25 protein-coding genes are annotated in these 25,212 nt (G+C 63.9%); 12 read left to right on the top strand and 13 right to left on the bottom strand.

Going from position 1 to position 25,212, the window contains the following annotated elements:
- Positions 1–98 precede the first annotated feature (98 nt).
- From ahcY to ACKWRH_RS30880, 3 genes are all read left to right on the top strand, one after another.
- On the top strand, positions 99–1,520 hold the full coding sequence (gene ahcY / locus ACKWRH_RS30890; RefSeq protein WP_445216586.1) for an adenosylhomocysteinase: 1,422 nt from the start codon (positions 99–101) through the stop codon (positions 1,518–1,520).
- Positions 1,521–1,682: 162 nt separating this feature from the next.
- Positions 1,683–2,102, top strand: coding sequence for a nuclear transport factor 2 family protein (locus ACKWRH_RS30885; protein WP_038957546.1), 420 nt, complete (start codon positions 1,683–1,685; stop codon positions 2,100–2,102).
- A 51-nt stretch (positions 2,103–2,153) separates the two neighbouring features.
- Positions 2,154–3,620, top strand: coding sequence for a flavin-containing monooxygenase (locus tag ACKWRH_RS30880; RefSeq protein ID WP_445216585.1), 1,467 nt, complete (start codon positions 2,154–2,156; stop codon positions 3,618–3,620).
- A 17-nt stretch (positions 3,621–3,637) separates the two neighbouring features.
- Here ACKWRH_RS30880 and ACKWRH_RS30875 read toward each other — a convergent pair whose 3' ends face one another.
- From ACKWRH_RS30875 to ACKWRH_RS30865, 3 genes are read right to left on the bottom strand one after another with little or no spacing between them, the layout of a single operon-like run.
- Positions 3,638–4,879: a YbfB/YjiJ family MFS transporter gene (locus tag ACKWRH_RS30875; RefSeq protein WP_445216584.1), complete on the bottom strand. Its 1,242-nt coding sequence runs from the start codon at positions 4,877–4,879 to the stop codon at positions 3,638–3,640.
- Positions 4,880–4,911: 32 nt separating this feature from the next.
- The gene (locus ACKWRH_RS30870) at positions 4,912–5,148 is read right to left on the bottom strand and encodes a tautomerase family protein (RefSeq protein ID WP_038957548.1); all 237 of its coding nucleotides are present in this window, start codon (positions 5,146–5,148) and stop codon (positions 4,912–4,914) included.
- A 15-nt stretch (positions 5,149–5,163) separates the two neighbouring features.
- Positions 5,164–5,874, bottom strand: coding sequence for an SDR family NAD(P)-dependent oxidoreductase (locus tag ACKWRH_RS30865; RefSeq protein ID WP_445216583.1), 711 nt, complete (start codon positions 5,872–5,874; stop codon positions 5,164–5,166).
- 213 nt (positions 5,875–6,087) lie between these two features.
- Here ACKWRH_RS30865 and ACKWRH_RS30860 point away from each other — a divergent pair, with 213 nt between their 5' ends.
- Positions 6,088–7,011: a LysR family transcriptional regulator gene (locus ACKWRH_RS30860; RefSeq protein WP_445216582.1), complete on the top strand. Its 924-nt coding sequence runs from the start codon at positions 6,088–6,090 to the stop codon at positions 7,009–7,011.
- Positions 7,012–7,165: 154 nt separating this feature from the next.
- A complete protein-coding gene (locus ACKWRH_RS30855; RefSeq protein ID WP_014493894.1) occupies positions 7,166–7,321 on the top strand; it encodes a hypothetical protein in 156 nt (51 codons plus the stop codon).
- Here ACKWRH_RS30855 and ACKWRH_RS30850 read toward each other — a convergent pair.
- Positions 7,290–7,946, bottom strand: coding sequence for a hypothetical protein (locus ACKWRH_RS30850; protein ID WP_445216581.1), 657 nt, complete (start codon positions 7,944–7,946; stop codon positions 7,290–7,292). The genes ACKWRH_RS30855 and ACKWRH_RS30850 overlap by 32 nt on opposite strands.
- A 244-nt stretch (positions 7,947–8,190) precedes the next feature.
- Here ACKWRH_RS30850 and ACKWRH_RS30845 point away from each other — a divergent pair, with 244 nt between their 5' ends.
- On the top strand, positions 8,191–9,120 hold the full coding sequence (locus ACKWRH_RS30845; protein ID WP_445216580.1) for an aspartyl/asparaginyl beta-hydroxylase domain-containing protein: 930 nt from the start codon (positions 8,191–8,193) through the stop codon (positions 9,118–9,120).
- Positions 9,121–9,201: 81 nt separating this feature from the next.
- Here the strand turns inward: ACKWRH_RS30845 and ACKWRH_RS30840 are convergent, their stop codons facing one another.
- Together ACKWRH_RS30840 and ACKWRH_RS30835 are read right to left on the bottom strand one after the other, a co-directional pair.
- Positions 9,202–9,927 (bottom strand): sulfite exporter TauE/SafE family protein, encoded by a 726-nt coding sequence (locus ACKWRH_RS30840; RefSeq protein WP_445216579.1) that lies wholly within the window; start codon positions 9,925–9,927, stop codon positions 9,202–9,204.
- A gap of 3 nt (positions 9,928–9,930) precedes the next feature.
- Positions 9,931–10,473 carry a Spy/CpxP family protein refolding chaperone gene (locus tag ACKWRH_RS30835; protein WP_445216578.1) on the bottom strand — a complete coding sequence of 181 codons (543 nt, stop codon included), beginning with the start codon at positions 10,471–10,473 and terminating at the stop codon, positions 9,931–9,933.
- Between the two features lie 128 nt (positions 10,474–10,601).
- Between ACKWRH_RS30835 and ACKWRH_RS30830 the strand changes: the two genes are divergently transcribed.
- Complete coding sequence (locus ACKWRH_RS30830; protein WP_445216577.1) at positions 10,602–11,060, top strand: YybH family protein; 459 nt, start codon at positions 10,602–10,604, stop codon at positions 11,058–11,060.
- A gap of 141 nt (positions 11,061–11,201) precedes the next feature.
- On the opposite strand, the gene ACKWRH_RS30825 is transcribed toward ACKWRH_RS30830, so the two are convergent.
- From ACKWRH_RS30825 to galE, 3 genes are all read right to left on the bottom strand, one after another.
- On the bottom strand, positions 11,202–11,903 hold the full coding sequence (locus tag ACKWRH_RS30825; RefSeq protein ID WP_071912070.1) for a fumarylacetoacetate hydrolase family protein: 702 nt from the start codon (positions 11,901–11,903) through the stop codon (positions 11,202–11,204).
- 37 nt (positions 11,904–11,940) lie between these two features.
- Positions 11,941–13,743 carry an ABC transporter ATP-binding protein gene (locus ACKWRH_RS30820; protein ID WP_445216576.1) on the bottom strand — a complete coding sequence of 601 codons (1,803 nt, stop codon included), beginning with the start codon at positions 13,741–13,743 and terminating at the stop codon, positions 11,941–11,943.
- A 118-nt stretch (positions 13,744–13,861) separates the two neighbouring features.
- Positions 13,862–14,875: a UDP-glucose 4-epimerase GalE gene (gene galE / locus ACKWRH_RS30815; RefSeq protein WP_354095688.1), complete on the bottom strand. Its 1,014-nt coding sequence runs from the start codon at positions 14,873–14,875 to the stop codon at positions 13,862–13,864.
- 126 nt (positions 14,876–15,001) lie between these two features.
- Here galE and ACKWRH_RS30810 point away from each other — a divergent pair, with 126 nt between their 5' ends.
- Positions 15,002–16,039, top strand: a complete 1,038-nt coding sequence (locus ACKWRH_RS30810; RefSeq protein ID WP_445216575.1) for a glycosyltransferase family 4 protein — start codon at positions 15,002–15,004, stop codon at positions 16,037–16,039.
- A 192-nt stretch (positions 16,040–16,231) separates the two neighbouring features.
- Here ACKWRH_RS30810 and ACKWRH_RS30805 read toward each other — a convergent pair whose 3' ends face one another.
- The 3 genes from ACKWRH_RS30805 to waaF all read right to left on the bottom strand — a co-directional run bounded on the left by ACKWRH_RS30805 (position 16,232) and on the right by waaF (position 18,510).
- Positions 16,232–16,630: a hypothetical protein gene (locus ACKWRH_RS30805; RefSeq protein WP_283017097.1), complete on the bottom strand. Its 399-nt coding sequence runs from the start codon at positions 16,628–16,630 to the stop codon at positions 16,232–16,234.
- A 276-nt stretch (positions 16,631–16,906) separates the two neighbouring features.
- Positions 16,907–17,206 (bottom strand): hypothetical protein, encoded by a 300-nt coding sequence (locus tag ACKWRH_RS30800; RefSeq protein WP_028153513.1) that lies wholly within the window; start codon positions 17,204–17,206, stop codon positions 16,907–16,909.
- A 254-nt stretch (positions 17,207–17,460) separates the two neighbouring features.
- On the bottom strand, positions 17,461–18,510 hold the full coding sequence (waaF, locus tag ACKWRH_RS30795; RefSeq protein WP_445216574.1) for a lipopolysaccharide heptosyltransferase II: 1,050 nt from the start codon (positions 18,508–18,510) through the stop codon (positions 17,461–17,463).
- 174 nt (positions 18,511–18,684) lie between these two features.
- Here waaF and rfaD point away from each other — a divergent pair, with 174 nt between their 5' ends.
- The 4 genes from rfaD to ACKWRH_RS30775 all read left to right on the top strand — a co-directional run bounded on the left by rfaD (position 18,685) and on the right by ACKWRH_RS30775 (position 24,457).
- Entirely contained in the window at positions 18,685–19,665 is a 981-nt protein-coding gene (gene rfaD, locus ACKWRH_RS30790) for an ADP-glyceromanno-heptose 6-epimerase (RefSeq protein ID WP_445216573.1), read from the top strand.
- 13 nt (positions 19,666–19,678) lie between these two features.
- Positions 19,679–21,163, top strand: coding sequence for a D-glycero-beta-D-manno-heptose-7-phosphate kinase (rfaE1, locus tag ACKWRH_RS30785; RefSeq protein ID WP_445216572.1), 1,485 nt, complete (start codon positions 19,679–19,681; stop codon positions 21,161–21,163).
- Positions 21,160–22,449: an O-antigen ligase family protein gene (locus tag ACKWRH_RS30780; RefSeq protein WP_445216571.1), complete on the top strand. Its 1,290-nt coding sequence runs from the start codon at positions 21,160–21,162 to the stop codon at positions 22,447–22,449. Before rfaE1 ends, ACKWRH_RS30780 begins: the two co-directional genes overlap by 4 nt.
- 85 nt (positions 22,450–22,534) lie before the next feature.
- Positions 22,535–24,457 (top strand): SDR family NAD(P)-dependent oxidoreductase, encoded by a 1,923-nt coding sequence (locus ACKWRH_RS30775; RefSeq protein WP_354095693.1) that lies wholly within the window; start codon positions 22,535–22,537, stop codon positions 24,455–24,457.
- Here ACKWRH_RS30775 and ACKWRH_RS30770 read toward each other — a convergent pair.
- A complete protein-coding gene (locus tag ACKWRH_RS30770) occupies positions 24,435–25,208 on the bottom strand; it encodes a glycosyltransferase family 2 protein (RefSeq protein ID WP_354095694.1) in 774 nt (257 codons plus the stop codon). The genes ACKWRH_RS30775 and ACKWRH_RS30770 overlap by 23 nt on opposite strands.
- Between the last annotated feature and the right edge of the window lie 4 nt (positions 25,209–25,212).

Genomic DNA, 25,212 nt, shown 5'->3' with positions numbered 1-25,212 from the left:
CAGCGGCGAACCCGGGATCCTTATCCATCATGTCGAGATTCCGGGTTCGCCTTTCCAGGGCGACCCGGAACGACCAATTCAACAACAGGACCTCCGCTATGAATGCGAAGCCCGGCTTCACCGACTACATCGTCAAGGACATTTCGCTCGCCGACTTCGGCCGCAAGGAACTCTCGCTGGCCGAGACCGAGATGCCCGGCCTGATGGCCACCCGCGAGGAGTTCGGCCCGAAGCAGCCGCTGAAGGGCGCGCGCATCGCCGGCTCGCTGCACATGACGATCCAGACCGGCGTGCTGATCGAGACGCTGGCAGCCCTCGGCGCCGACATTCGCTGGGTCTCCTGCAACATCTATTCGACGCAGGACCACGCCGCGGCTGCGATCGCGGCTGCCGGCATTCCGGTGTTCGCGGTCAAGGGCGAGACGCTGGCCGAATACTGGGACTACACCGCAAAACTGTTCGACTGGCACGGCGGCGGTCACCCGAACATGATCCTCGATGACGGCGGCGACGCCACCATGTACGTCCATCTCGGTCTGCGCGCCGAGAACGGCGACACCGCGTTCCTCGACAAGCCCGGCTCCGAGGAAGAGGAAGTCTTCTTCGCGCTTCTGAAGAAGCAGCTCAAGGAGAAGCCGAAGGGCTACTTCGCCGAGATCGCCAAGAGCATCAGGGGCGTTTCCGAAGAGACCACCACGGGCGTGCATCGTCTCTATGACATGCAGAAGGCCGGCACGCTGCTGTGGCCGGCGATCAACGTCAACGACAGCGTCACCAAGTCGAAATTCGACAACCTCTATGGCTGCCGTGAATCGCTGGTCGACGGCATCCGTCGCGGCACCGACGTGATGATGTCGGGCAAGGTCGCGATGGTCGCGGGCTTCGGCGACGTCGGCAAGGGCTCGGCCGCCTCGCTGCGCCAGGCCGGCTGCCGCGTGATGGTCTCCGAAGTCGATCCGATCTGCGCGCTGCAGGCCGCGATGGAAGGCTACGAGGTCGTGACCATGGAAGACGCCGCGCCCCGCGCCGACATCTTCGTCACCGCGACCGGCAACAAGGACATCATCACGATCGAGCACATGCGTGCGATGAAGGATCGCGCCATCGTCTGCAACATCGGCCACTTCGACAACGAGATCCAGATCGCGGGTCTGCGTAACCTGAAGTGGACCAACATCAAGCCGCAGGTCGACGAGATCGAATTCCCCGACAAGCACCGCATCATCATGCTGTCGGAAGGCCGCCTCGTGAACCTCGGCAACGCGATGGGGCATCCGTCCTTCGTGATGTCGGCCTCCTTCACCAACCAGACGCTGGCGCAGATCGAGCTGTTCGCCAACAACAAGGACGGCAAGTACAAGAAGGAAGTCTACGTGCTGCCGAAGTCGCTCGACGAGAAGGTGGCCCGGCTGCATCTCGCCAAGATCGGCGTCAAGCTCACCGAGCTGCGCAAGGACCAGGCCGACTACATCGGCGTGAAGCAGGAAGGTCCGTACAAGTCGGACCATTACCGCTACTGAGATCTCAACCAGCTGCGACACGAAGGCCCCGGAGCGATCCGGGGCTTTTTTTGCAGCCTCGTTGTGCTACGCTCGGAGGTAGAGCCAGAACAAGCCCGCCACTTCTGAAGCGGGTGGCCGCGTTTCCCACGTTCATTGTCAAATGCATATGGAGGGAATGCGATGTCCAGCGAAGCCAACGTTCAGTTGCTCAAGGAAGCCTATCGTCGGTGGAACGACAGCAAGGGCGGCAGCGTCGACTATTGGTTCGACAGCGTCATCGGCGCGCAGATCAAATTCGACTCGCTTCCGCAGGGGGCTCCGGCGGTGCCCTTTGCCAAGTGTTATGACGACCGCGCCCAGCTGCGTGGCTATTTCGACGGTCTGCTGGCTGACTGGAGCATGCAGCACTACACCATGAATGAATACGTCGCCCAGGGCGATGCTGTTTTCGCGCGCGGCTCAACTGCCTGGACCAACAAGAGGACCGGGAAGGTCTTTGAGACCCCGAAGGTCGATTTCTGGCGCTTCAAGGACGGCAAGGCGATCGAATTTTACGAGTACTTCGACACAGCCCTTGTCTATGACGCCGCCACCGCCTGACGGTTGCAATTCGGCGCGGCGCCGCCCATCCTGTGCCGGGGGAAGAACGCCATGACCGAAGCCAAAGAACATTTCGACGTCCTCATCGTCGGTGCCGGCCTGTCCGGCATCGGCGCGGGCTATCATCTTCAGAGCAAGTGCCCGGGCAAGAGCTACGTCATTCTCGAGGGGCGCGACTGCATCGGCGGGACCTGGGACCTGTTTCGCTATCCCGGTGTCCGCTCCGACAGCGACATGTTTACGCTCGGCTATTCCTTCAAGCCGTGGACCGATCCGAAGGCGATCGCCGACGGGCCGCAGATCCTGAACTATGTACGCGAGACAGCAGCCGAGAACGGCATCGAGAAGCACATCCGCTTTCGCAGTCGCGTCAAGCGCGCGTCCTGGTCGACGCCGGACGCGCGCTGGACCGTCGAGGCCGAGCGCATCACGGGGGAGGGCGCAACCGAGCTCGTGCGCTTCACCTGCAATTTCCTGTTCATGTGCTCGGGCTATTACAAATACGAGGCGGGCTATACGCCGGAGTTTGCGGGCGTGGCGGATTTCGCCGGCCGCATCGTGCATCCGCAGAAATGGACCGAGGACATCGACTACGCGGGAAAACGCGTCGTCGTGATCGGCTCGGGCGCAACCGCAGTGACGCTGGTGCCTGAGCTCGCCAAGAAGGCGGCGCAGGTCACCATGCTCCAGCGCTCGCCGACCTACGTGGTGTCGCGTCCGGCGCAGGACCCCGTCGCCAACAAATTGCGCCGCAATCTGCCGACGCGCCTTGCCTATCATGTCATCCGCTGGCGCAACGTGATGTGGGGGATGTTCTTCTTCCAGCTCAGCCGGCGCCGGCCTGCCAAGGTCAAGGAGCTGGTGCTCAAGGGCGTGCAGATGGCGCTCGGCCCCGACTACGACGTCGCAACCCATTTCACGCCGCGCTATAATCCCTGGGACCAGCGGCTGTGCCTCGTGCCGGACGGCGATCTGTTCAAGGCGATCCGCGAGCACCGTGCCGCCGTCGTCACCAACGAGATCGACACCTTTACGCGCGACGGCATTCGCTTGAAGGACGGCAGCGAACTCGCGGCCGACATCATCGTCACCGCGACGGGGCTGGTGCTTCAGGTCGTTGGCGGTCTCGAAATCAGCGTCGACGGCCGCGCCGTCGATTTCGCCAACACGCTGACCTACAAGGGCATGATGTATGCCGACGTGCCGAACATGGCGTCGGCCTTCGGCTACACCAACGCGTCCTGGACGCTGAAATGCGATCTCACCTGCGAATATGTCTGCCGGCTCATCAACTACATGGACCGGCACAATTTCCGTCAGTGCATGCCGCACAATGACGACCCTGAAATCACCGCGCAGCCGTCGCTCGATTTCACCTCGGGCTATGTGCAGCGCTCGGTCGCGAAGATGCCGAAGCAGGGCTCGAAGCAGCCATGGCGGCTGTACCAGAATTACGCGCTCGACATCGTCTCCTTGCGCTTCGGCAAGATCGACGACGGCGTGATGCAGTATTCTTGATCACGCCGCCGCCCGCTTTATGCCTTGCGCGTGGTGAGCGCGAGCCCAAGATCGATCGCAAGCGCGAGCACCACGGCGGCGCCGCCAAGTCCGAACAGGAGCAGATAGTCGCCGCCGGTCTGCGCGTAGATCCAGGAGAAGCCGTAGGCTGCCGCCGCCTGGAACAGCGCGAAGCTGGTGGTGGCGTGGCTCCATGTCGCGCGCTGCTGCTCGGTCGAGTGCGGCACGAGCTCGTGAATGCGTCCGAGCACCAGCGGCACGATACCGGGTGTGAAGCCGCCGACCACCACGCTCGACACGATCAGCGAAACTGGTGCGGTGCTGACGGTCGGCAGCAGCACCGCGGCCGCCTCGATCAGGAACGCGGCGCGCAAGGCCGGTCCAAATCCCGAGCGGTCACCGAGATGGCCGGTGACGAGCGGGCCGACGATGGCGCCGAGACCGTACAGCACCCAGTAGCGCGAGCCGGCGGCAATGCCCTGGCCGAGGCCACGCGCCACGAAGTCGACGATGAAGACCATGTGCGGCACCAGGGCCACCGCGTTGAGGCCATACTGGACCAGCAGCGCGCGGACGGCGGGCGAGGCCTGATGGGACTTCGCGTGGTGCGAAGGCGCGGCATCGCTCCTGGCCTCCGCAGGCCAGTTCCACCAGCTCGCGAGCGTGAGCACGGCGGAGAGCACGCCGAGGCCGTACCAGCTCTGCTGCAAGCCCTGTTGAAGGAGCAACGGCACCAGCGTCCCCGACGCGGCGACGCCAAGGCCGACGCCGGCAAAGATCACGCCGCCGACAATGCCGCGCCTCGCGGCCGATACGTGCGGCAGAATGACGGAGGCCGCCAGCACCATGATGATTCCGCCGGTGAGGCCCGACAGAAAGCGCCAGGCGAAAAACCAGGCGAATGACACCGGGGTAGAGCTCGCGAAGAAGGAGAGCGTGGCAAGCAGCATCATCGCTCGCAGCGCGCGGACGGCGCCGATGCGGGTGGCCAAGGCGCGTGCCGCGAGCGCGCCGGCGAGGTAACCGGCGAGGTTGGCGGCGGCGAGATAAACGACGTCGGATGCGCTGAACCATTTTGCGGCGATCAGCGCCGGGATCAGCGGCGTATAGGAAAAGCGGGCGAGGCCAAGCCCGACCAGTGATGCGGACAATCCCGCCACGGCGTATCGCCAAGCTTGCCGCGAAATCGATTGCGATTCCGATCCCGGCCGCTGATGCGGCCGGGAGTGGTGCCCAGTGTTTGCATTGAGTTCAGTCATGTCATCCTCCTGCGCGCCCGAAGACACGCGGATCATCCTGTCTTTGCGGCGCGGCGGCGCCGGAAGTCCTGCACGGGCAGGCCGCCCCAACCCCAATTGTCGGTGTCGACTTCCTCGATCACCACGAAGGTGGAATCGAGCGGCTTGCCGAGCACGTCGAGCAGCAACTGGCTCGATCCCTTGATCAGCGCGGCCTTCTCCTCCGCCGTGAGCGACGCCGCTCCCGGCGTCGTTCCTTCGCGGGTCACTTGAATGGTGACGATCGGCATGGTGCTTCTCCGCGCTCAGTGGCCGGCGCTCTGGCCGCCGTCGACGTGCAGGATCTCACCGGTGACGAAGGAGGCACTCTCGAGATAGAGCACGGCGCCAACGATGTCGGACATCTCGCCCATGTGGCCGACCGGATGCAGCGCGCCGAGCTGGGCATGCGTCGCAACGGGATGCATCGGCGACTTGATGATGCCGGGCGCCACCGCGTTCACGCGGATGCCGCGCTTTGCGTATTCGATCGCGAGCGACTTGGTCGCGGCGTTCAGCCCGCCCTTGCTCAGCGAGGCCAGCACCGACGGCACGTTCGAGTTCGCTTGATCGACCAGCGTGGTCGTGATCTGGACGACATGGCCAGAGCCCTGCTTCTCCATCTCGGCTATGGCGAGCTGCGTGATGTTGAAGAAGCCGGCGACGTTGGTCCCCATTACCGCGGCATAATCTTCGGCAGTATATTGCGTGAACGGCTTTGCGACGAAGATGCCGGCATTGTTGACCAGCGTGTCGACGCGGCCGAAGCGCGCGACGGCCTGCGAGACCACGCGTTCCGCGGTGGCCCGGTCGGCGATGTCGCCGGGAACGGCGAGAATGTCATCGTCGCCCGACGGCTTGATGGACCGCGCCGTTGCGACGACGCGATAGTTGCGATCGCGAAAACCCTGGACCAGGGCGGCGCCGATGCCCTGCGATGCACCGGTGATGATGGCGACCTTCTGCTCGATACCCATGACGGACTCCTGTTGTTGGCTTTCAGAACCTGCGCCAGCAGCGGCTGGCTTGCGTGCTGAGGTACGCCGCGGCGGCCCGGCTGCGAATACACGTTGTCCGGCAGACACTGTTACGTGGCGCGAACGAATGCCGGACCGGCCTTTGGCGGCGGTTGTCGCGGCGGGGGCGAACGCCTAGCTTGTCACTGGAATTTGATGGGGTGACGGGTAGGCATGGATCGTCTGGATGCGATGAAGGTGTTCGTCCTTGCGGTGGACGAGGGCAGCTTGGCCGCCGCAGGGCGCAAGCTCGGCCGCTCGCCGGCGGCGGTCAGCCGCGCCGTTGCCTTCCTCGAGGAGCGGGTCGGCGCCGAACTGCTGCACCGGACGACGCGATCGATCAAGCTGAGCGAGGAGGGCGAGCGCTACGTTGCGATCTGCCGCCGCGTGCTCACCGAGTTGGAGGAGGCCGACGACATCGCGGCCGGACCGCGCACGGCACCCCGGGGCCTGCTCACGATAACTGCCCCCGTGGTGTCGGGCGAGATGGTGTTGCGGCCGATCCTCGATGCATTTCTCGATGCCTATCCGACAGTGTCGGCAAAGCTCCTGCTGTTCGACCGTTCGGTCAATCTGATCGAGGAGGGCGTCGACATCGCGCTTCGCATCGGCCCTCTCGCGGATTCGGCGATGGTGGCGATGCGGGTCGGCGAGATCAGCCGCGTCGTTGTCGCAGCGCCCCGCTACCTGAAGCAGCACCCGCGCATCGCTGAACCCGGCGATCTCGCCAAGCACCAGATCGTGGCGATGGCGCACCTTCCCAATTCCTGGACCTTTGCGCCACAGGCCGGCTCATCGGCAGCCAGGACAGTCCAGTTCACGCCGCGCCTCGTCGTCAACAGCACCTATGCGGCGGTGGCGTCAGCGGTTGCCGGGCGCGGCGTGGCGCGGATGTATTCGTACCAGGTGGCCGAGCAGGTCGGGCGCGGCGAGCTCGAGATCGTGCTGGCCGGCGATGAGGATCCGGAGATGCCCGCGCATTTGATCTGCCCGCAGGGCCGGCTCTCGGTGCCCAAGGTACGGGCCTTCACCGACTTCGCCGTGCCCCGGCTGAAGAAGCACTTTGCGCAGCTCAAGAAGAGCCTTGGTGCACGCTAAGACATTGCGGCCGCGCGGCGACGGCCAATGCGTTGTTTTGCGTATACGGCCGCCGGGCTGAATCGGCGATGGTTCCAGAACGGTTAACGCCGATTTAACGGATGAGTCCTAGCCTGACTCGGCCGGGGTTACTCGCAAGGCCGAGGTGAGCCCAATGGAAGCCCAGAAGATTGCGGTCGACGCCGTCGTCGCGCTGACCGATTGCGACCGCGACGCCGTCATCGCCTTCATCCGCCGGCTCTATCTCGCCGGCGTCACCGACCCCAAGCGCCTCACCTTCAAGGGTCTGCAGGCGCTGTCGCGGGCTTGATCGGACGCAATCGAATGTACTTGATGGTCGGATCGCTGATCCGGATCGAGGTGACGCGGTCCTGCCTCACCTCGAATGAGAAGGGCCATGGCTCGTAAGTCCAGAGCTCGGTCTTTTCCAGCCCGCTCGGCCCGACGTGGAATGGGCCGCCGAACTGCGCCATCAGTTTCTCGGTGCTGTCGCCGAGATTGACCTGGTTGAAGCTGTAGGTGGCGACCGGCGCCGGCCCGCTGACCTGAAGTGCGACGACGCGGTTCGCCTTCACGGTCGCGGCGAGGTAAGGAAGTTGGTCTGGCTTGCCGAGGAAGTATACATAGTTCGTGGCGTTGTCCGCCGGCGGCAGCTTGCGGTGCGGTTCGCCGAGCGCGGCCTTGAGTGAGGCCTCCGAGATGCCGACGCCGAGCGCGCCCATCCGCTGGCAGGCAAAGCTGAGGATGTCGGGATCGGGCGGGGTGATGCGCTTACCGGCTTCGACCTTGCAGGCGAATGTCTGCCCGACCCGTAGCCACTGGCCGCGCAGCTCCGGATCCGGAGGCTTGCCGCCTTGGGGTGACGGCGAAGTGCCTTGGCCGTTCACGGGTGCGAATATTCCAAGCAGAACCAGCGCGAGCGCGGAGCCCGCCAACGACCGCCACATCCCCAAGACGCACCCCGATTTTCCAACCCTGGAGCCAGGATAGCATGCCGCAAACCGACCGCAACGCGGGGATTGGCGGCGGGTCAGCTACGATTTCAAATTGTGCGGCACGGCTTGGGACCGTCCCAATCACAACCTGAGGAACAGCCTCAGGATGCACGCCAATATCTTGCAGCTCGGGCCGGGTCGGAGTAGATCACGTCCCCGGCTGGGTCACTCGGGATTTGGGGAAATGCTGAAACAGCTTTTTGCGCCGCAACTTGTCATTCTCTATGTGCTCGCGGCTTCGACCATTTACGTTCACTTCCGCGGCAAGCAGCGACTGCGCTTCGTGCGCCAACTCGGCGATCACTCGACCTATCTCGCGCCCTACAACGTGCTGATGTATGCGGGCTCGGCCGTGCCGAACAAGCCGGTGATCCCGGTCGAGCAGTTTCCGGAGCTTAAACCCCTCAGCGAGAATTGGGAGACCATTCGCGACGAGGCGGTGCGTCTGTTCGACGAAGGCTTCATTCGCGCGGCGGCGAAGAACAACGACTGGGGCTTCTACTCGTTCTTCAAGAGCGGCTGGAAGCGGTTTTACCTGAAATGGTACGACGACTTCCTGCCCTCGGCGCGCACGCTGTGCCCGAAGACGGTGGAGCTGCTCAACTCGATCCCGAGCGTGCACGGCGCGATGTTCGCGATGCTGCCGCCGGGCGGCAAGCTCGGCGCGCACCGCGATCCCTTCGCCGGCTCGCTGCGCTACCACCTCGGCCTCGTCACGCCGAACTCGAACAAGTGCCGCATCCTGGTCGACGGCGTCGAATGCGTCTGGCGCGACGGCGAGGCCTTCATGTTCGACGAGACCTTCATCCACAGCGCGGAGAATGCGACCGACGTCAACCGCATCATCCTGTTCTGCGACGTCGAGCGCCCGATGAAGTACGGTTTCATGACCGCGATCAACCGCTGGGTCAGCCATCACATCGTCAAGGCCTCGGCCACCCAGAACGTGGATGGCGAGAGCGTCGGAGTGCTCAACAAGGTGTTCGGCAAGCTCTACGAGATCCATCTCGGCAGCCGCAAGGTCAAGGAGTGGAACCGCAACGTCTACTACACGCTGAAATATTCGCTGACGGCGCTGATCCTCGGTCTCATCGTGATGTCGGCGCTGCGGTGAGTCAGTAGGGTGGATTGGCGACTTGTCCGCCGTAGCTCGAAGAGCGAAGGCGGAAGCGTAATCCGCCATACGATTCCGGCTTCATCTGGCAGCGAAGGCTACGAGTTGAACGCCGGCTGAGCCAAGGATCGCTGCGAGAGTGTAGCGTGTCGTTGCTTGCGAAAGCCATCGCAGGCCAATCGTGGTTCCGACCGTCGCGCCGGCGAGCGCACCCAGGGCATACAGCCACGTTTGGGGTGACGGCGCCTGCCCGGCGTGCAGCGCGCCAATCAAACCGACTGCCGAATTTCCCAGGATGAATGGCGCGGAAAGCGCCGCAGTCTGCCTGGGGGACGCCCAGCGCATCCCAACCAGAATGGGAGCGAGGAAAACGCCTCCGCCGACGCCGGTGAGCCCCGAGATGAAGCCGACACCTGCGCCCGTGGATATCGCTGCCCAGAGCGGGGTGACGCGATCCGGCGCATCGCGGCCGCTCCGTCCGATCATCAGAACGGCAGCGGCGGCGATGAGCACAAGCCCCGTCACCGTGTGGTAGATGTCATCGGCCAGAACAATGGATGCGCCGGCCAGGGTGGTCGGCAGTGAGGCGATCAGAAACGGATTCAACTTTGCCCAATCGATATGGCTGCCGCGATTGAACAGCCACGTGGAATACGTGGCGGCGACGATATTCAGCAGCAAGGCCGTTGGCCGCATTTCGCTTGGAGGAAACGAGGCAAAGGCCATCAAGGCAAGAAATGCCGTTCCTCCAGCTTGACCTACTGTCGCGTAGAGAAGAGAAATCGCAGCGAAGAATGCCGTCAGCATTTTCTAATGATGATGCTTGTGTCCTTTGGAGCTGTCGGGGCGCTGGTAACCTCGCAGCTCGGCATATTGCTGCAGTTGACTCTGGTCGAGCAAGGCAGCGGTCGTCAGGTGGTACTTGAGGTGGCTCTCACGGAGCTGTGCCTGAGTTTCGGAAATGGCAGCGATGGACGCCTTGAGCGACTCCGACGTCACGACGCCGGCTGAGAAAAGACGGTCCAGCTCCCTCTCTTGCTCGACAAGCTTGTTACCCAGCGGGACCGTCTCTTGCTTCATCGCTTCGAAGAGACCCTGAACGCGGATGCGTTGATCCGGGGTCAAGTCGAGGCGATCGCCGAGCTCAAGAACATGGCTCGGGCCGGGATATCCATTGAGTTCGGCGGCGAGCGCCAAGCCCATGCCGCGTCCTGCCTGGAGATCGTCGATCTGCTGGTGCGACAGCGCCTTGATGGGGCGCTGCTCGAGGCCAGCATAGGGCTGGCTGGATTGCGCGTTGGCAGCGTCACACATGACGAGGAGGGTAGCCGCAAGCAGAAAGAGGCGTCTCATGAGTCTGGCTCCATGAATCACCGGTTCGTCGACCGATGGCCACCGGTGCTCTCAGTACATATCTTGCTGGACGGTTCGCCCCATGGCAACAACATTGCCTTGATCGAGCGCCAAACATGGAGCAGGCAATGGCCCCGTTGCCACTTGCGAACACCGAGATCGTGCAATTCTTCCGCGAGTGGTTGGATACCTTCTCAGGCTATGTCCGCGAGGTCGACTACGCCTCGGCTCGGCCGCTCTTCCATCCGGATGTGCTGGCCTTCGGGACGCATAACGATGTCATCCCCGGCCTCGACCAATGGGTCTCGTCCCAATGGAATAACGTCTGGCCGAAGACGACCGACTTCCGCTTCGTGCTCGAACAGGTCTCCATTCTGGCATCCCCCGACGGCACGATGGCAACGGTGATCGTGCCGTGGACGAGCACGGGCTATCATCCCGATGGCAGCGCGTTTCCGCGCCCCGGCCGCGCGACGATGGTGTTCTCAAAAAACGGCGACGGCTGGCTGTGCGTGCATTCGCACATGTCGCTCAATCGCGGTGTGCCGCAGGCGAGCCACGCCAATCGGCCGGTGAAGGCCTGGTAGAAATGCAAAAGGCCCCGGACATGTCCGGGGCCTCGATTTGCAGTGCGTAGGGTGGATTAGCGCAGCGTAATCCACCATCTTGGCAAAGGTCGAAAGCGGTGGATTACGCTTTCGCTAATCCACCCTACGAACCCACGTTTGCTATTCCGGCTGGCCGATCGAGACCTTCAGCGTGCCGACGCCGTCGACGCCGCATTCGAGCTTGTCGCCGGGCTGGAGCTGCGACACGCCGGCCGGCGTGCCCGTCATGATGATGTCGCCGGCGGCGAGCTTCACCTGCTGCGAGAGCTGCCAGATGATCTCGGGCACGTTCCAGATCAGCTCGGTGAGATCGCCCTTCTGTGCTTCCTTGCCGTTGACGGTCAGCCAGATCTTGCCCTTGGCGGGATGGCCGATCTTCGAGGCCGGCTGCACTGCGGAGCAGGGGGCCGAGCCGTCGAACGACTTGCCGATCTCCCAGGGACGCTCCTTCTTGCGCGAGGCGATCTGGAGGTCGCGGCGGGTGAGGTCGATGCCGACGGCATAGCCGTAGACATGGTCGAGCGCCTTGTCGGCGGGGATGTTGAGGCCGCCGCTCTTCATCGCGACGATCAGCTCGACCTCGTGATGCAGATCCTTGGTCAGCGGCGGATAGGGAATGGTGGCGCCGTCGGGCACCAGCATGTCGGCGTGCTTGGCGAAGAAGAACGGCGGCGCGCGCTCGTCGTTGCCCATTTCGCGGATGTGCTCGAGGTAGTTGCGGCCGACGCACCAGATGCGGCGCACCGGGTAACGGCCGCTCTCTCCGACGACGGGAAGCGAAGCCTGGGGCGGAAGCGGAATGACGTAGGAGGCGGCGTTCATGGAGCGATCTCGCTGCTCTTGAGGTTGATGAGGAACTCTATGCGGTTGCGCTGATCGGCGCCAGAGCGCCGGCGTCGTGATGCTGGAGGCGGAAGAACGAGGCATAGCGGCCGGAACGGCGCAGCAGATCGTCGTGGCGGCCCTGCTCGACGATCTCGCCGCCCTCGACCACCAGGATCGCGTCGGCGTGCATGATGGTGTGCAGGCGGTGCGCGATCACGATGGTGGTGCGGTTCTGACAGAGATGCTCGATCGCCTCCTGCACCTGCCGCTCGGACTCGGAATCGAGCGCGGCGGTGGCCTCGTCCAGCAGGATGATCGGCGCGTTCTTGATCAGCGCGCGCGCCACCGCGATGCGCTGTCGCTGGCCACCAGAAAGCTGCGTGCCGTGCTCGCCGACCGGGGTGTCGTAGCCGAGCGGGAAGCTCATGATGAAATCATGCGCGCAGGCGGCTTTCGCGGCATCAATGATTTGCTCTTCGGTCGCGCCGGGCTTGCCGAAGGCGATGTTGCTGCGGATGGTGTCGCGGAACAGATACACGTCCTGGCCGACATAGGCGGTCTGCGCGCGCAGCGATTTGCGCGAGACCGCGCCGATCGACTGGCCGTCGATCACGATGTCGCCTTGCGTCACCTCGTAGAAGCGCAGCAGCAGCCCCAGCACGGTCGATTTGCCGCCGCCGGAGGGACCGACCAGCGCGGCGACTTTTCCGGGCTCGGCAACGAAGGACATGCGGTTGAGGACGGTCTCGCCAGTCCGATAAGAGAAGCTGACATCGCGCATCTCGATCTTCGCTTCGGACAGCTTCAGCGCCGGCTTGTCGTCATCGGAATGTTCGCTCGCCGGGCTGTCGACGACCTCGAGCAGCATGCGGGCGCCGACGAGCTGGCTGTTGAGGTCGATGTTGAGCCGCGCCAGCCGCTTGGCCGGCTCGGTCGCCATCAGGAAAGCGGTCATGAAGGAGAAGAACGCGCCGGGCGTGGCGTTGAGCGCGACCACGCTGTAGCCGCCGTAGAGCAGGCAGCCGGCGACCGCGAAGCCGCCCAGCATCTCCATCAGCGGGTTGGAACGGTTGGCGACGCGGGCCATCTTGTTGGCATTGCGCTCGACGATCGCGATGTTCTCGTCGATGCGCTTCTGCATAGTGTCTTCGAGCGTGAATGCCTTCACCGTGCGGATGCCCTGGAGCGATTCCTGCATCGTCTCCAAGATGTCGGCGGTGCCGGTGAACTGGTTGAAGGCGAGGCCCTTGATGCGCTTGACCAGCTTGCGCAGCACCAGCATTGCCGGCGGCACCACGACGAGGCCGATGAACGACATCACCGGGTCTTGCCACACCATCACGCCGATCATGGCGAGCAGCATCAACAGGTCGCGCCCGACGGCGTTGACCAGCATGTTGAGCACGTCGGTGATGGATTTGGCGCCGGCGGTCAGCCGCGCCAGGAATTCAGACGAATGCCGTTCGGAGAAGAAGCCGACGCTCTCGCGCATCAGCTTGGCGAACAGCTGGCGCTGGTTGGTGGCGAGGATCGCGTTGCTGATCTTGGTCAGGATCACCATGTGGCCGTAGGTCGCCACACCCTTGATGAACAGCAGGATCACCGTGATGCCCGAGAACATCGCGATGCCCGGGATGTTCTTGTCGACATAGGCCTGGTTGATGACCTGGCCGAGCACGTAGGTCGCGCCCGCGGTCGATCCGGCGGCAAGCGCCATCAGCCCGAAGGCGACAAGGTAGCGCCGCCAGTAGATGACCCCTTGTTCCGTGACCAGGCGGCGAATCAGGATTGCCGCCGTATAGGGATCGTCGGTGATTTTCTTTGGAAACTGGGCCATCCGGTGTCCATTGACGGGGCAAGGAAAGGCCTGCCCGCGCGTCAGGGATCGAAGGGCCTCTGTGCCCGCTAAAGCCGCGCTTTTCAAGCCCAATTAAGGGCTTGCGCTGGGATGGAATCTAGGCCGAGACGGCGTGGCGGAGCTCGCCATGGCGCTCGCGGAACAGCTTGTCCTCCCAGGCCAGCGCGTGGGCCGCGATGGTCTCGAGGTCGTCGTATTGCGGCTTCCAGTCGAGCAGGCCGCGGATGCGGCTGGTGTCGGCGACCATGGTCATGATGTCGCCGGGCCGGCGCGGGGCGTATTGCACGGCGAAGCTGCGCCCCGAAACCCGGCGCACCGCGTCGATGGTCTCCAGCACCGAATAGCCGCGGCCGTAGCCGCAATTGAGCGTGGTCGAGGCGCCGCCGTTGCGCAGGTAAGCGAGTGCCGAGCGATGGGCCTGCGAGAGGTCCGAGACGTGGATGAAGTCGCGGATGCAGCTGCCGTCCTGGGTCGGATAGTCGGTGCCGAACACGTCGATCTTGGCGCGCTGGCCGGTCGCGGCCTCGACGGCGATCTTGAGCAGATGCGTGGCGCCGACGGTGGCCAGCCCGATACGCGCCTGCGGATCGGCACCGGCGACGTTAAAATAGCGCAAGGTCACGTATTGCATGCCGTAGGCGGCGGCGACGTCGTGCAGCATGATCTCGGTCATCAGCTTCGACGAGCCGTAGGGCGACAGCGGCCGCGTCGGCGCATGCTCGGGCACCGGCACCAGGTCCGGATTGCCGTAGACGGCCGCGGTCGAGGAGAAGATGAAACGGCTGATGCCGCGCTTGACGGCGACATTGAGCAGGTTGCGCGCGGTCATGAAATTGTTGCGGTAGTAGCCGAGCGGATCGCGCATCGAGTCCGGCACGACGACGGAGCCCGCGAAATGGATGATGCTCTCGATGTTGTGCTGGGCGATCACGCCCTCGACCAGGTTCTCGTCGCCTGCGTCGCCAATGAACAGCGGCACGCCCTCGGGCAGATAGGCGGAGAAACCGGTGGAGAGATCGTCGATCACGACGACGTCCTCGCCGGCTTCCGCCAGCGCCAGGACCGTGTGACTTCCGATATAGCCGGCGCCGCCGGTGACTAGCACAGTCATGATCTCACCCGTCTTCGATCAACGCGCCAAGTTAACGTTTGCGCGGTGAAGAGGGGGTTTCGGCAGCCCTGAACTGGTCACTATGCTTAATGTTGCGTATAGGGGGCTTCCGTAACGGAGCATGACGTGGCGAATTCCCCCGGCGATCTCGAAGTGATCGTGCCAAATCTGCACAGGCGCTATTCCGGGGTCACCGCGACCAACCGGATGGTGGCGCCGCGGCTGGCGAAGCTCTATCGCGCCGCATGGTTCGGCTCGGACGCGCCCGAGGGGATTTCGCGGTTGGGCGCTGCCGATTTCCTCAGGCTATGGGGCCGCAAGACGCCATTGATCTGGCATGCGCGGCGCAACAACGAGATGATCGCAGGCGTGCTCCTGCGCGCGCTCGGCTGGCCGCTCAAACTCGTGTTCACGTCGGCCGCGCAGCGGCATCACAGCTGGATCACGCGCTGGCTGATCCGGCGCATGGACGCGATCATCGCGACATCAGACATCTCGGCCTCGTTCCTGAAAGTGAAGGCGACGGTGGTCCCGCACGGCGTCGACACCGACGTTTATGCGCCGCCGCCAGATCGCGCCGCTGCCTTCGCGGAAGCCGGGCTGCCGGGCCGCCACGCGATCGGCTGCTTCGGTCGTGTGCGCGCGCAGAAGGGCACCGATGTGTTCGTCGATGCGATGTGCCGGCTGCTGCCGCGCTATCCTGACTTCACCGCAGTCATCGTCGGACAGGTCACGCCTGAGCAGACTCCTTTCGCGAACGACCTGAAGAAACGCATCGAGGCAGCCAACCTGCAATCGCGCATCGTCATCACCGGCGAGCTGCCGATCGAAGCGGTGCAGCGCTGGTACCAGCGGCTGACGATCTATGCCTTCACCTCGCGCAACGAGGGATTTGGCCTGACGCTGATCGAGGCGATGGCCGCCGGCAGCGCGCTCGTCGCTGCGCGTGCCGGGGCTGCCGAGCTCGTCGTCGAGGATGGCGTCACCGGCGTGCTGATCCCGACAGGTGATGCCGGCGCGCTCACCGTGGCGCTCGAGCCGCTGATGCGCGACGTGGCCTCTTCAACGGTGATGGGTGAGCGCGGCCGGTCGCGCGTGCTCGAGAAGTTCAGCCTCGATGCCGAAGCGGCGCGGATCGGCGAGGTCTATCGTCCGCTGCTCTGAAGCGTCGTTTCCAGGGCCGCAAAGCAAAACCGCGAAGACAACCCCATGCACAGTAGCCGGTGCCAGCAGAATCAATGGCTTGGCGGCCGGCGATGATTTTATTCTGATTTTACGAAAGCGATTTGACTCGTCGGGCAAAACACCGGCATGATGTCATCATCGGCACAGCCTCGACGGCCGTCGCGGTCGACTTCACATTGGGCAGCGCACATACGGCATTTGCACTGGCACCGGCTCCTTGGAGCTGAGTGTGATATTATTCTCTCCGGAGAATGTCAGGTCGAATGCGACGTCTGAAATCGAGACGCCGTCCGAGCACGACGCGATTATTCGCATATTCGGCCCGTCATCGCGCAACGATTTGACAGTGCATTTTTCAAATGTGCCGGTTACTTGCCTTCCCTGGACGATCAAACCGCCCGCGTGGAGATCAGCATCTTTCTTGAAGGCAAGCCTGTTGTTCTCTTTGGTGAATATTTGGCCACAGGCCGAGGCGTCGATTGTCCAAGCTCCGTTCAAATCCGCAGCCTGAATCGAGGCCGATTGCGTCACGAGAAGTACCAACGTCACCAAAGGATTGAAGGTTCTCATGAAACTCTCCGACTAGATGGTCAATACTGCTAGATCAGCCTCTTCGACGGGGGCGCAGCACGACGCGGCCCTTCGTATCGGTCTTGAGCAGTATTTGGGTGCGGCGAACTGGCGAAGCTGTTGTTGATCTAAGTCAATAGGCTCTGCAGAGCGCTCGTCTGCTTGAGGCAAAGCGCAGCGTAGCGCGATGACGAGTGCGATCTGTCAGAGCTGGAAAGGCCGCCGCATTTGTCCGGCGGCCTCCGCGCTTGAGTGGCTTGCGGGGCGGCGCCCCAGCTAGAGATCGATGCTAACGGCGATGTTGCGGCCCTGTAGTTGGGAAATCTTCATTCCGTCAGCCTGCACTTGCGCGAACTCCGGGTCGTTTGCCACGGCTTCCTGCACTTTGCCGTAAACTTCCCAATTGGAATAGCGCGTCGCAACCAGCAACTCTCCTGCCCACTGGCCGGTGTGGAAGCGGGAGAGCCGAAGAAATTCGGCGCCGTGTTTCTCAAAGATTTTCTTCGCCTGCCTGACGATCTTGATCATTTCCTCGGGCTTGTCGGTCTTGAAGCGAGTGAATTGAACGATCGGCATGGGGCTACCTCCATAACTGTGTAAAATGTCCAAGAGGCATGTATCGAGCGACGTTTGAGGAGCGAACCTCTTGTTCGAATCTCGATGAAGATTCGTCTTTGTCGACGTGATCTTGGTTCAGCCTTCACAAGCGGCAGCAACGCAGCCTTATCCCGCGAAAGAACTGACAACGTCACTGACTAAAGTTGGCGGACGGAAAGACCTGCTGTTGGATTCGCTGCCAGTTCACCGACCAACGCATGGCGTCAATGAGTTCACACTCCGAGCACCCGCTGCGCGATCGCCACGACCTCGGAAGCCGCGATGTCGCGCATGCAGCGGTGATCGTTCATCCGGCAGATCGTGCTCTGGCAGGGCTGGCATGAGAGTACGCTCTTGTCTTGCACCACGGTCGCCGCAAGCCCGTTGAGGGGGGCCCAGAGATAGGGGCTGGTCGGGCCGAAGATGCCCATGGTGGGCGTGCCTAAGGCGGCTGCGATGTGCATCAGGCCGGAATCATTGGAGATGGCGACGCCGGCCGCGGCCATGGCCAGCACGCCGTTGCGCAGATCGTTGCCGGTGAGGTCCCGCACGCCCGGGCCGCCCGCGGCGACGATCTCCCGCGCGAGGTCCTTTTCGGCGGGGCCGCCAACCACCCAGACCTCCAGCCCGCGCTCGGCCAGCAAGCGGGCAGCCTCCGGATAATAGGTCCAGCGCTTTGAGGCGCCGACTGAGCCGGGAGCCAGCGCGACCGCCGCCCCGGCGCTGAGGCCATTGGCCTGCCGCCAGCGGACGATGTCCCCCGCCGGGACCCGCAATTGCGGCACCGGCCATTCTGGGGGCAGGGGGGCGCCATCGGGCTGGGCCAGGGCGGCGTTCTTGTCGATGAAGCGGGGCAGCTTCTTCTCGCCCCAGCGCCAGCGGTTGAGCAGGCCGAACCGGAACTCGCCGACGAAACCGACCCTTTCCGGAATCCCGGCCAGGGCGGGCGCGATGGCCGCCTTCCAGGTCCGGGGCAGCACCAGGGCTGTCCCGTAATTCCGCTCGCGCAGGAGCTGCGCCAGGCCGAACTGGCGGCCTACGGCCAGCCGGCTGCGCGGCAGGTCCCAGACGAGCCCATCGCGCACGCCGGGCATGTAATCGACCAGGGGGGCGCAGAGGGAGGTGGTCAGGAGATCGACCGGCCGGTTGGGCCAGCGCTCGTTCAGGACCCGGACAACGGTGTGATTCCGGACGAAATCGCCGATCCACATATAGGGGATGATCAGGATCGGGCGGGTGTCGCTCCGATCTGCATCTCGGCTAAACTGCGAATCTTGGTTCATTCGTTAATAGGACCGGGAACGCGCTGATGTGGCGGTTCGGTTACCCGCTCCGGACCTGCAGGTAAAGCAGGTACAGCGCCGAGCCCAAAACCGCTTACACTTTGGCGGATCATGCGCTAGGGCAGGACCGGGCCGTGAAAATCGGGCAGGGCAAAACCTGGCAGGATAGGTGGAATGTTGCTGGTGACCGGCGGGGCCGGTTTTATCGGGTCGAATGTCGTCGCCGCGCTGAACGAGGCCGGTCGCAGCGATGTCGTCGTCTGCGATCTCCTCGGGACCGAGGGCAAGTGGCGAAACCTCGCCAAGCGCCAGCTTGTGGATATCGTCCCGCCGGCCGAACTGCCCGACTGGCTGAAGGGCCGCAAGCTCGATGCCGTGATCCATCTCGGGGCGATTTCCGAGACCACCGCGACCGACGGCGACCTCGTGATCGAGACCAATTTTCGCCTGTCGATGCGCCTGCTGGACTGGTGCACGGCGGCTGCGGTGCCGTTGATCTACGCCTCCTCGGCCGCGACCTATGGCGATGGTGCCGACGGCTTTGGCGACGACGCCTCACTGCCCGCGCTGAAGAAACTGCGGCCGATGAATCTCTACGGCTGGAGCAAGCACCTGTTCGATCTCGCCGTCGCCGAGCGCGTCGCGCGCGGCGAGAAGCTGCCGCCGCAATGGGCTGGACTGAAATTCTTCAACGTGTTCGGCCCCAACGAATACCACAAGGGCTCGATGATGAGCGTGCTGGCGCGCCGCTTCGACGATGTGAGGGCGGGCCGTGTCGTGCAATTGTTCAAGTCGCACCGCGAGGGCATCGCCGACGGCGATCAGCGCCGCGATTTCATCTATGTCGACGACGTCGTGCGCGTCGTCATGTGGCTGCTGGCGACGCCGTCGGTGTCCGGTCTCTTCAACATCGGTACCGGCAAGGCGCGCAGCTTCAGGGACCTGATGCTCGCTGCCTATGCCGCGCTCGGCACCCGGCCCAACATCGAATATGTCGACATGCCCGAGCAGATCCGCGGCAGCTATCAATACTTCACCCAGAGCGAGGTCGATCGCCTGCACCGCGCCGGCTATAACGGCGGCTTCACGACGCTCGAGGATGCGGTGAAAGCCTATGTCGGCGATTATCTCGACCGGCCAGACCGCTTCCGCTGAGGTTTCAAGGACCATGCCGACGCCCATTCTCGATTTCGACGCTCTCGCGCAAGCCATCTCAGGCCGTACGGTGTTGTGCATCGGCGACATCATGCTGGACGAATTCGTTTATGGCGAGGTCTCGCGGATCTCGCCGGAAGCGCCGGCGCCTGTCATCGCGGCGCAGCGCAGCGAGATCCATATCGGCGGCGCCGGAAACGTCGCGCGCAATATCGCCTCCCTCGGGGCGCGCTGCATCTTCGTCGGCCTCGTCGGCGAGGACGATGCGGGCAAGCGGCTCGAAGCGGCACTTGCGGAGCATGCCGGCATTGAAAGCGTGCTGGTGTGCGATCCGTCGCGGCCGACCACGCGAAAAGTCCGCTTCGTCTCCGAGCATTTTTCCACGCATATGCTGCGCGCGGATTGGGAGCAGGCGGTGCCTGCCTCCGACGACATCGAGACCAGGCTGATCGACGCAATCCTGCCGCAGATCGCGCGCGCCGACATCGTGCTGCTCTCCGACTATGCCAAGGGCGTGCTGACCGCGCGCGTGATCCGTCACACGATCGACGCCGCGCGAACGCTCGGCAAGCCTGTGATCGTCGATCCCAAGAGCCTGAACTGGGCGATCTATCGCGGCGCCACGCTGCTCACGCCCAATCGCAAGGAATTTTCGGAGGCGACCCGCAGCCGCGCCGACACGCCGCAGAGCATCGTCGATGCCAGCGAGGACGTGATGCGGCTCGCCGATTGCGAGGCGATCCTGGTCACGCAAGGCGAGCACGGCATGACGCTGGTGCCGCGCAATGGCGAAGCCGTTCACGTTCCGGCAGTCCCCGTGAAGGTGCGCGACGTCTCCGGCGCCGGTGACACCGTCGCCGCCGCGCTTGCGGTGTCGCTCGCGGCGGGTGCGGACTGGGACACGGCCTTGCGGATGGCCAATGCGGCTGCTGCCGTCGCCGTCGGCAAGCAAGGCACGGCCAGCGTGAGCGCGGCCGAGCTGCGGCGGAAGATCCTGCCGCATGCCTATCTCGCGGCTGAGGAGAAGATCGTGCTCGAGCCTGATACGCTCGACGCACAGCTCGCGGAATGGCGCCGGCAGGACCTGCGCGTCGGCTTCACCAACGGCTGCTTCGACATCCTGCATCCCGGCCACGTCAAGGTGTTGACCGCGGCGCGCGGAGCCTGCGATCGCCTGATCGTCGGCCTCAACAGCGATGCCTCGGTGCGGCGACTGAAGGGCGCCGATCGCCCGGTTCAGGACGAGCGGGCGCGTGCGGAAGTGCTCGCGGCGCTCGAAGCCGTCGATCTCGTCGTCATCTTCGAGGAGGATACGCCGATCGATTTGATCACCCGGATCAAGCCGAGCGCGCTGGTGAAGGGCGGCGACTACACCCGCGAGCAGGTGGTCGGCCATGAGGTCGTCGAAGCCGCCGGCGGAACCGTCGTGCTGGTCGACATCCTCCTGGGCTTCAGCACGACCGCGCTGGTCCATCGCGCGCGCGGAGGGGACAAGTGACGGCGCTCGCGCGGGAGACGATGTGGGGGACGACGCTCCGGCGCCTGCGCAGTCCGGCGGCATGGTCCGAGACGGTGGATATGTTTGCCATCCTGACCGCGGCCTCGCTGCCGTGGTCGACGTCGCTGGCGGCGATCTTCAATGTCGCGATGCTGGTTTGCATGGTGCCGTTTCTCGACGTCAGGGACTTCCTGCAGTCGCTGAAGCGACCGATCTGCGCGCTGCCGATCGCGCTGTGCCTGCTCGCGCTCGTCGGCACGCTGTGGTCGGGGGCGGCCTGGGGCGCGCGGTTCTACGCCGTGAACCCGACGACGAAGCTGCTCGTGCTCCCGGTCCTGATCTATCATTTCGAACGCTCGTCGCGCGGACACCTCGTGTTCATCGCGTTTCTGGTTTCCTGCGTGCTGCTATCGGTGATGTCATGGCTGGTGTTTTTCCATCCCACGCTCTCGATGAAGCCGCCTGACGAACCCAATTCGCGCGGCATCTTCGTGAAGAACTACATCGACCAGAGCCAGGAGTTCACGCTGTGCGCGGTCGCTCTCGCGTTTCCGATCGTGAAGCTGCTGCAGCAAAAGAGGGTCTGGCTGGCCGCGCTGCTGGCGGCGATTGCGCTCAGCTTCTTCGTCAACATGGCCGTTGTGGTGATCTCGCGCACCGCACTCGTGACCGTACCGATCATGCTGGCGGTGTTCGGGCTGCTGCATTTGAAATGGCGCAGCGTCCTGATCATCTTCGCGGCTCTCGCGGTCCTCGCCGCGCTGGCATGGCAGACCTCGTCGAAGCTGCATTCGACGATTGAGACATTCTCCGTGCAGTACGAGCTCTACAAGGACAAGGGCATCCCGACATCGATCGGACTTCGGCTCGAGTTCTGGCGCAAATCGCTGGGTTTCTTTGCCGAGGCGCCGCTCGTCGGCCATGGAACCGGCTCGACGCGCGGCTTGTTCGAGCAGGCTGCGACCGGCGGCCCCTACCAGGCCTCAAACGAGGTGATCGGCAATCCCCATAACCAGACGCTGAACGTGGCCGTGCAATGGGGCGTTGTCGGCATCATCATCCTGTATGCGATGTGGGCGGTGCATCTCCTCCTGTTCCGCGGCGACGATCTCGCCAACTGGATAGGGCTTTTGGTCGTTGTCCAAAACGTATTCACCTCGCTGTTCAATTCCCATCTTTTCGACTTCCATGAAGGGTGGATGTACGTTCTCGGTGTCGGTGTGGCCGGCGGGATGGTGCTCAATTCGCGCCGGAACTGCCGGAGCCCGGGAGAACCTCGCAGCTGAGCTTCGGAGCGCTGGCAAGTCCCGGACAGATGGGTTATCAGCGCGATCAGGTTGTGTTGAAGAACTGGATATAGTCGGCCGGCAGATGACGCGTCTTTCGCATCTTACCTTGCGTAATTTCCTGATCGCGCTTCACGACGTGGTGGCGACGGCCGCGGCCCTGTTCGTTGCGTTCTATCTGCGCTTCGAGGGTGGCGCGGGTTTCACGGCCCGCTTGCCGCTGCTGCTGCAGATCCTGCCCTATTTCCTCGCCTTCAGCGTGGTCGTTTTCTACGTCTTCAACCTGACGACAACGAAGTGGCGCTTCATCTCGCTGCCCGATGCGCTGAACATCATCCGCGTCGCCTCGGTGCTCACCGTCGCGCTTCTCGTGCTCGACTACATCTTTGTCGCGCCGAACGTGCATGGCGCCTTCTTCCTCGGCAAGATCACCATCGTCCTCTACTGGTTCCTGGAGATCTCGGCGCTGAGCGCGCTGCGGCTGACCTATCGCTATTTCCGCTATACCCGGGTGATGCATCACGTCAGGACCGAAAATGCCGCGCCGACGCTCCTGATCGGGCGCGCCGCCGATGCCGAGGTCGTGCTGCGCGGTGTCGAGAGCGGTGCCATCAGGCACCTCCGTCCGGTCGGGGTGCTGTCGCCGTCCCGGGCCGATCTCGGCCAGCTCATCCGCAACGTGCCGGTCGTGGGCGCGATCGACGACATCGAGGACGTCATCGGCAGCTTCGCCAAGCGCAACAAATCGATCGCCCGGGTGGTGATGACGCCGTCCGCCTTCGAGCCGGATTCGCATCCCGAATCCGTGCTGATGCGGTCGCGGCGGCTTGGTGTGATCGTCAGCCGCCTGCCGTCGCTCGAGCAGGGGGATGTGCCGCGGCTCACCTCGGTTGCGGTCGAGGACCTGCTACTGCGGCCGAGCGAGACGATCGACTACGCCCGTCTCGAAGCCCTGATCAACGGCAAGAGCGTCATCGTCACCGGCGGTGGCGGCTCGATCGGCTCGGAGATCTGCGAGCGGGTGGTTGCATTCGGCGCGGCGCGTCTGCTGATCGTCGAGAATTCGGAGCCGGCCCTTTATGCGGTCACCGAGGCGCTCGCCGCGCGCGGTTCCGGCGCCGAGATCGAGGGCCGGATCGCCGATATCCGCGACCGCGAGCGCATCACGCATCTGATGGCGGAGTTCAAGCCGGACATCGTGTTCCATGCCGCCGCACTCAAGCACGTTCCGATCCTGGAGCGGGACTGGAGCGAGGGCGTCAAGACCAACATCTTCGGATCGATCAACGTGGCAGATGCCGCGCTTGCAGCTGGCGCCGAGGCCATGGTGATGATCTCGACCGACAAGGCGATCGAGCCGGTCTCGATGCTCGGCCTGACCAAGCGTTTCGCGGAGATGTATTGCCAGGCGCTCGACCATGACCTCGTGTCGCAGGCCGGCGGCAGAAAGCCGGCGATGCGCTTCATCTCGGTCCGGTTCGGCAATGTGCTGGCTTCGAACGGGTCGGTCGTGCCTAAGTTCAAGGCGCAGATCGAGGCCGGCGGTCCGGTCACCGTGACGCATCCCGACATGGTCCGCTATTTCATGACCATCCGCGAAGCCTGCGATCTCGTCATCACGGCCGCTACCCACGCGCTCGGCGCCAGGCGTTTCGACGTTTCGGTCTACGTGCTGAACATGGGCCAGCCGGTGAAGATCGTCGATCTGGCGGAACGGATGATCCGGCTCTCGGGTCTGCAGCCCGGCCACGACATCGAGATCGTGTTCAGCGGCATGAGGCCGGGCGAGCGGCTGAACGAGATCCTGTTCGCCTCCGAGGAGCCGACCGTCGATATCGGGGTCGCCGGCGTCATGGCGGCGAAGCCGAACGAGCCGCCGATGCAGACATTGCGCAAATGGATCTCCGCGCTCGAGCTCGCCATCGCGCATGACGATCGCGCCACCATCAGGACCATCCTGAAGGATGCCGTTCCGGAGTTCGGCATCAACGCGAGCGCTGCATCCTAAGGGACGACGGCGAGCGGAGTTGAAAGATCCGCCGGGCAAAGCGCAGGAAGAACGCGGCGTCGACGACCGGCGCGTTCAGATGTTGCCGGCGCGACCGCAGGCACTCCAGATTGGCGCGCAAGGTCACGCGCCAGCCGCTGGTGCTGATGCCGCCCATCTGGAAATCGGCGATGACGCGCGGAAGGTAGGCGACCCTGTAGTCGTTCAGTGCCAGCGCACGCAGCATGTAATCGTAATCGGCGGTCGTGACGTAGCTCAGATCGTAGTCGCCGACCGTCTCGGCGACCTGGCGCCGCATGTAGAACGTCGGATGCGGCGGGACCCAGCCGAGCTGAAAAGAGTAGCGACCGTAGTGTCCGCCACGCCAGGCCCGCACCAGGGCCTTGGATTGGTGATCGGTGACCATGTCGAGGTCGCCATAGACGACGTCGGCCCGTTCCAGCGCCGCCGCGATCGCCGCCAGCGCGCTGTCGTCGTGGAACGTGTCGTCCGAATTGAGGAAGCCGATCGCGTCGCCCTTGAACAGATGCAGACCCTTGTTCATGGCGTCGTAGACACCCTTGTCGGGCTCGGAGATCACGCGGATCTCGCTGGAACCGAACGACTCCACGATCTTCAGCGTCGCATCCTTTGAGGCGCCGTCGACGACCAGCATCTCCTTGTCGGGATGCGTCTGGGCGAGGAAGGATTCGATGGTGGCGCCGATCGTCGGCTGGGAGTTGTAGCTGGCTGTGATGACGCTGATCTTCATTCCG

The sequence above is a fragment of the Bradyrhizobium sp. Pa8 genome (assembly GCF_052588265.1).
Note: the sequence above shows the minus strand (reverse complement) of the source record. Positions and strands in the feature narration are given on the sequence as shown.

What these genes read in the sequence shown, in the direction of transcription:
- ahcY (WP_445216586.1), top strand. Translation starts at nt 99, where the DNA reads ATGAATGCGAAGCCCGGCTTCACCGACTACATCGTCAAGGACATTTCG.
- ACKWRH_RS30885 (WP_038957546.1), top strand. Translation starts at nt 1,683, where the DNA reads ATGTCCAGCGAAGCCAACGTTCAGTTGCTCAAGGAAGCCTATCGTCGG.
- ACKWRH_RS30880 (WP_445216585.1), top strand. Translation starts at nt 2,154, where the DNA reads ATGACCGAAGCCAAAGAACATTTCGACGTCCTCATCGTCGGTGCCGGC.
- ACKWRH_RS30875 (WP_445216584.1), bottom strand. Translation starts at nt 4,879, where the DNA reads ATGACTGAACTCAATGCAAACACTGGGCACCACTCCCGGCCGCATCAG.
- ACKWRH_RS30870 (WP_038957548.1), bottom strand. Translation starts at nt 5,148, where the DNA reads ATGCCGATCGTCACCATTCAAGTGACCCGCGAAGGAACGACGCCGGGA.
- ACKWRH_RS30865 (WP_445216583.1), bottom strand. Translation starts at nt 5,874, where the DNA reads ATGGGTATCGAGCAGAAGGTCGCCATCATCACCGGTGCATCGCAGGGC.
- ACKWRH_RS30860 (WP_445216582.1), top strand. Translation starts at nt 6,088, where the DNA reads ATGGATCGTCTGGATGCGATGAAGGTGTTCGTCCTTGCGGTGGACGAG.
- ACKWRH_RS30855 (WP_014493894.1), top strand. Translation starts at nt 7,166, where the DNA reads ATGGAAGCCCAGAAGATTGCGGTCGACGCCGTCGTCGCGCTGACCGAT.
- ACKWRH_RS30845 (WP_445216580.1), top strand. Translation starts at nt 8,191, where the DNA reads ATGCTGAAACAGCTTTTTGCGCCGCAACTTGTCATTCTCTATGTGCTC.
- ACKWRH_RS30840 (WP_445216579.1), bottom strand. Translation starts at nt 9,927, where the DNA reads ATGCTGACGGCATTCTTCGCTGCGATTTCTCTTCTCTACGCGACAGTA.
- ACKWRH_RS30835 (WP_445216578.1), bottom strand. Translation starts at nt 10,473, where the DNA reads ATGAGACGCCTCTTTCTGCTTGCGGCTACCCTCCTCGTCATGTGTGAC.
- ACKWRH_RS30830 (WP_445216577.1), top strand. Translation starts at nt 10,602, where the DNA reads ATGGCCCCGTTGCCACTTGCGAACACCGAGATCGTGCAATTCTTCCGC.
- ACKWRH_RS30825 (WP_071912070.1), bottom strand. Translation starts at nt 11,903, where the DNA reads ATGAACGCCGCCTCCTACGTCATTCCGCTTCCGCCCCAGGCTTCGCTT.
- ACKWRH_RS30820 (WP_445216576.1), bottom strand. Translation starts at nt 13,743, where the DNA reads ATGGCCCAGTTTCCAAAGAAAATCACCGACGATCCCTATACGGCGGCA.
- galE (WP_354095688.1), bottom strand. Translation starts at nt 14,875, where the DNA reads ATGACTGTGCTAGTCACCGGCGGCGCCGGCTATATCGGAAGTCACACG.
- ACKWRH_RS30805 (WP_283017097.1), bottom strand. Translation starts at nt 16,630, where the DNA reads ATGAGAACCTTCAATCCTTTGGTGACGTTGGTACTTCTCGTGACGCAA.
- ACKWRH_RS30800 (WP_028153513.1), bottom strand. Translation starts at nt 17,206, where the DNA reads ATGCCGATCGTTCAATTCACTCGCTTCAAGACCGACAAGCCCGAGGAA.
- waaF (WP_445216574.1), bottom strand. Translation starts at nt 18,510, where the DNA reads ATGAACCAAGATTCGCAGTTTAGCCGAGATGCAGATCGGAGCGACACC.
- rfaD (WP_445216573.1), top strand. Translation starts at nt 18,685, where the DNA reads ATGTTGCTGGTGACCGGCGGGGCCGGTTTTATCGGGTCGAATGTCGTC.
- rfaE1 (WP_445216572.1), top strand. Translation starts at nt 19,679, where the DNA reads ATGCCGACGCCCATTCTCGATTTCGACGCTCTCGCGCAAGCCATCTCA.
- ACKWRH_RS30775 (WP_354095693.1), top strand. Translation starts at nt 22,535, where the DNA reads ATGACGCGTCTTTCGCATCTTACCTTGCGTAATTTCCTGATCGCGCTT.
- ACKWRH_RS30770 (WP_354095694.1), bottom strand. Translation starts at nt 25,208, where the DNA reads ATGAAGATCAGCGTCATCACAGCCAGCTACAACTCCCAGCCGACGATC.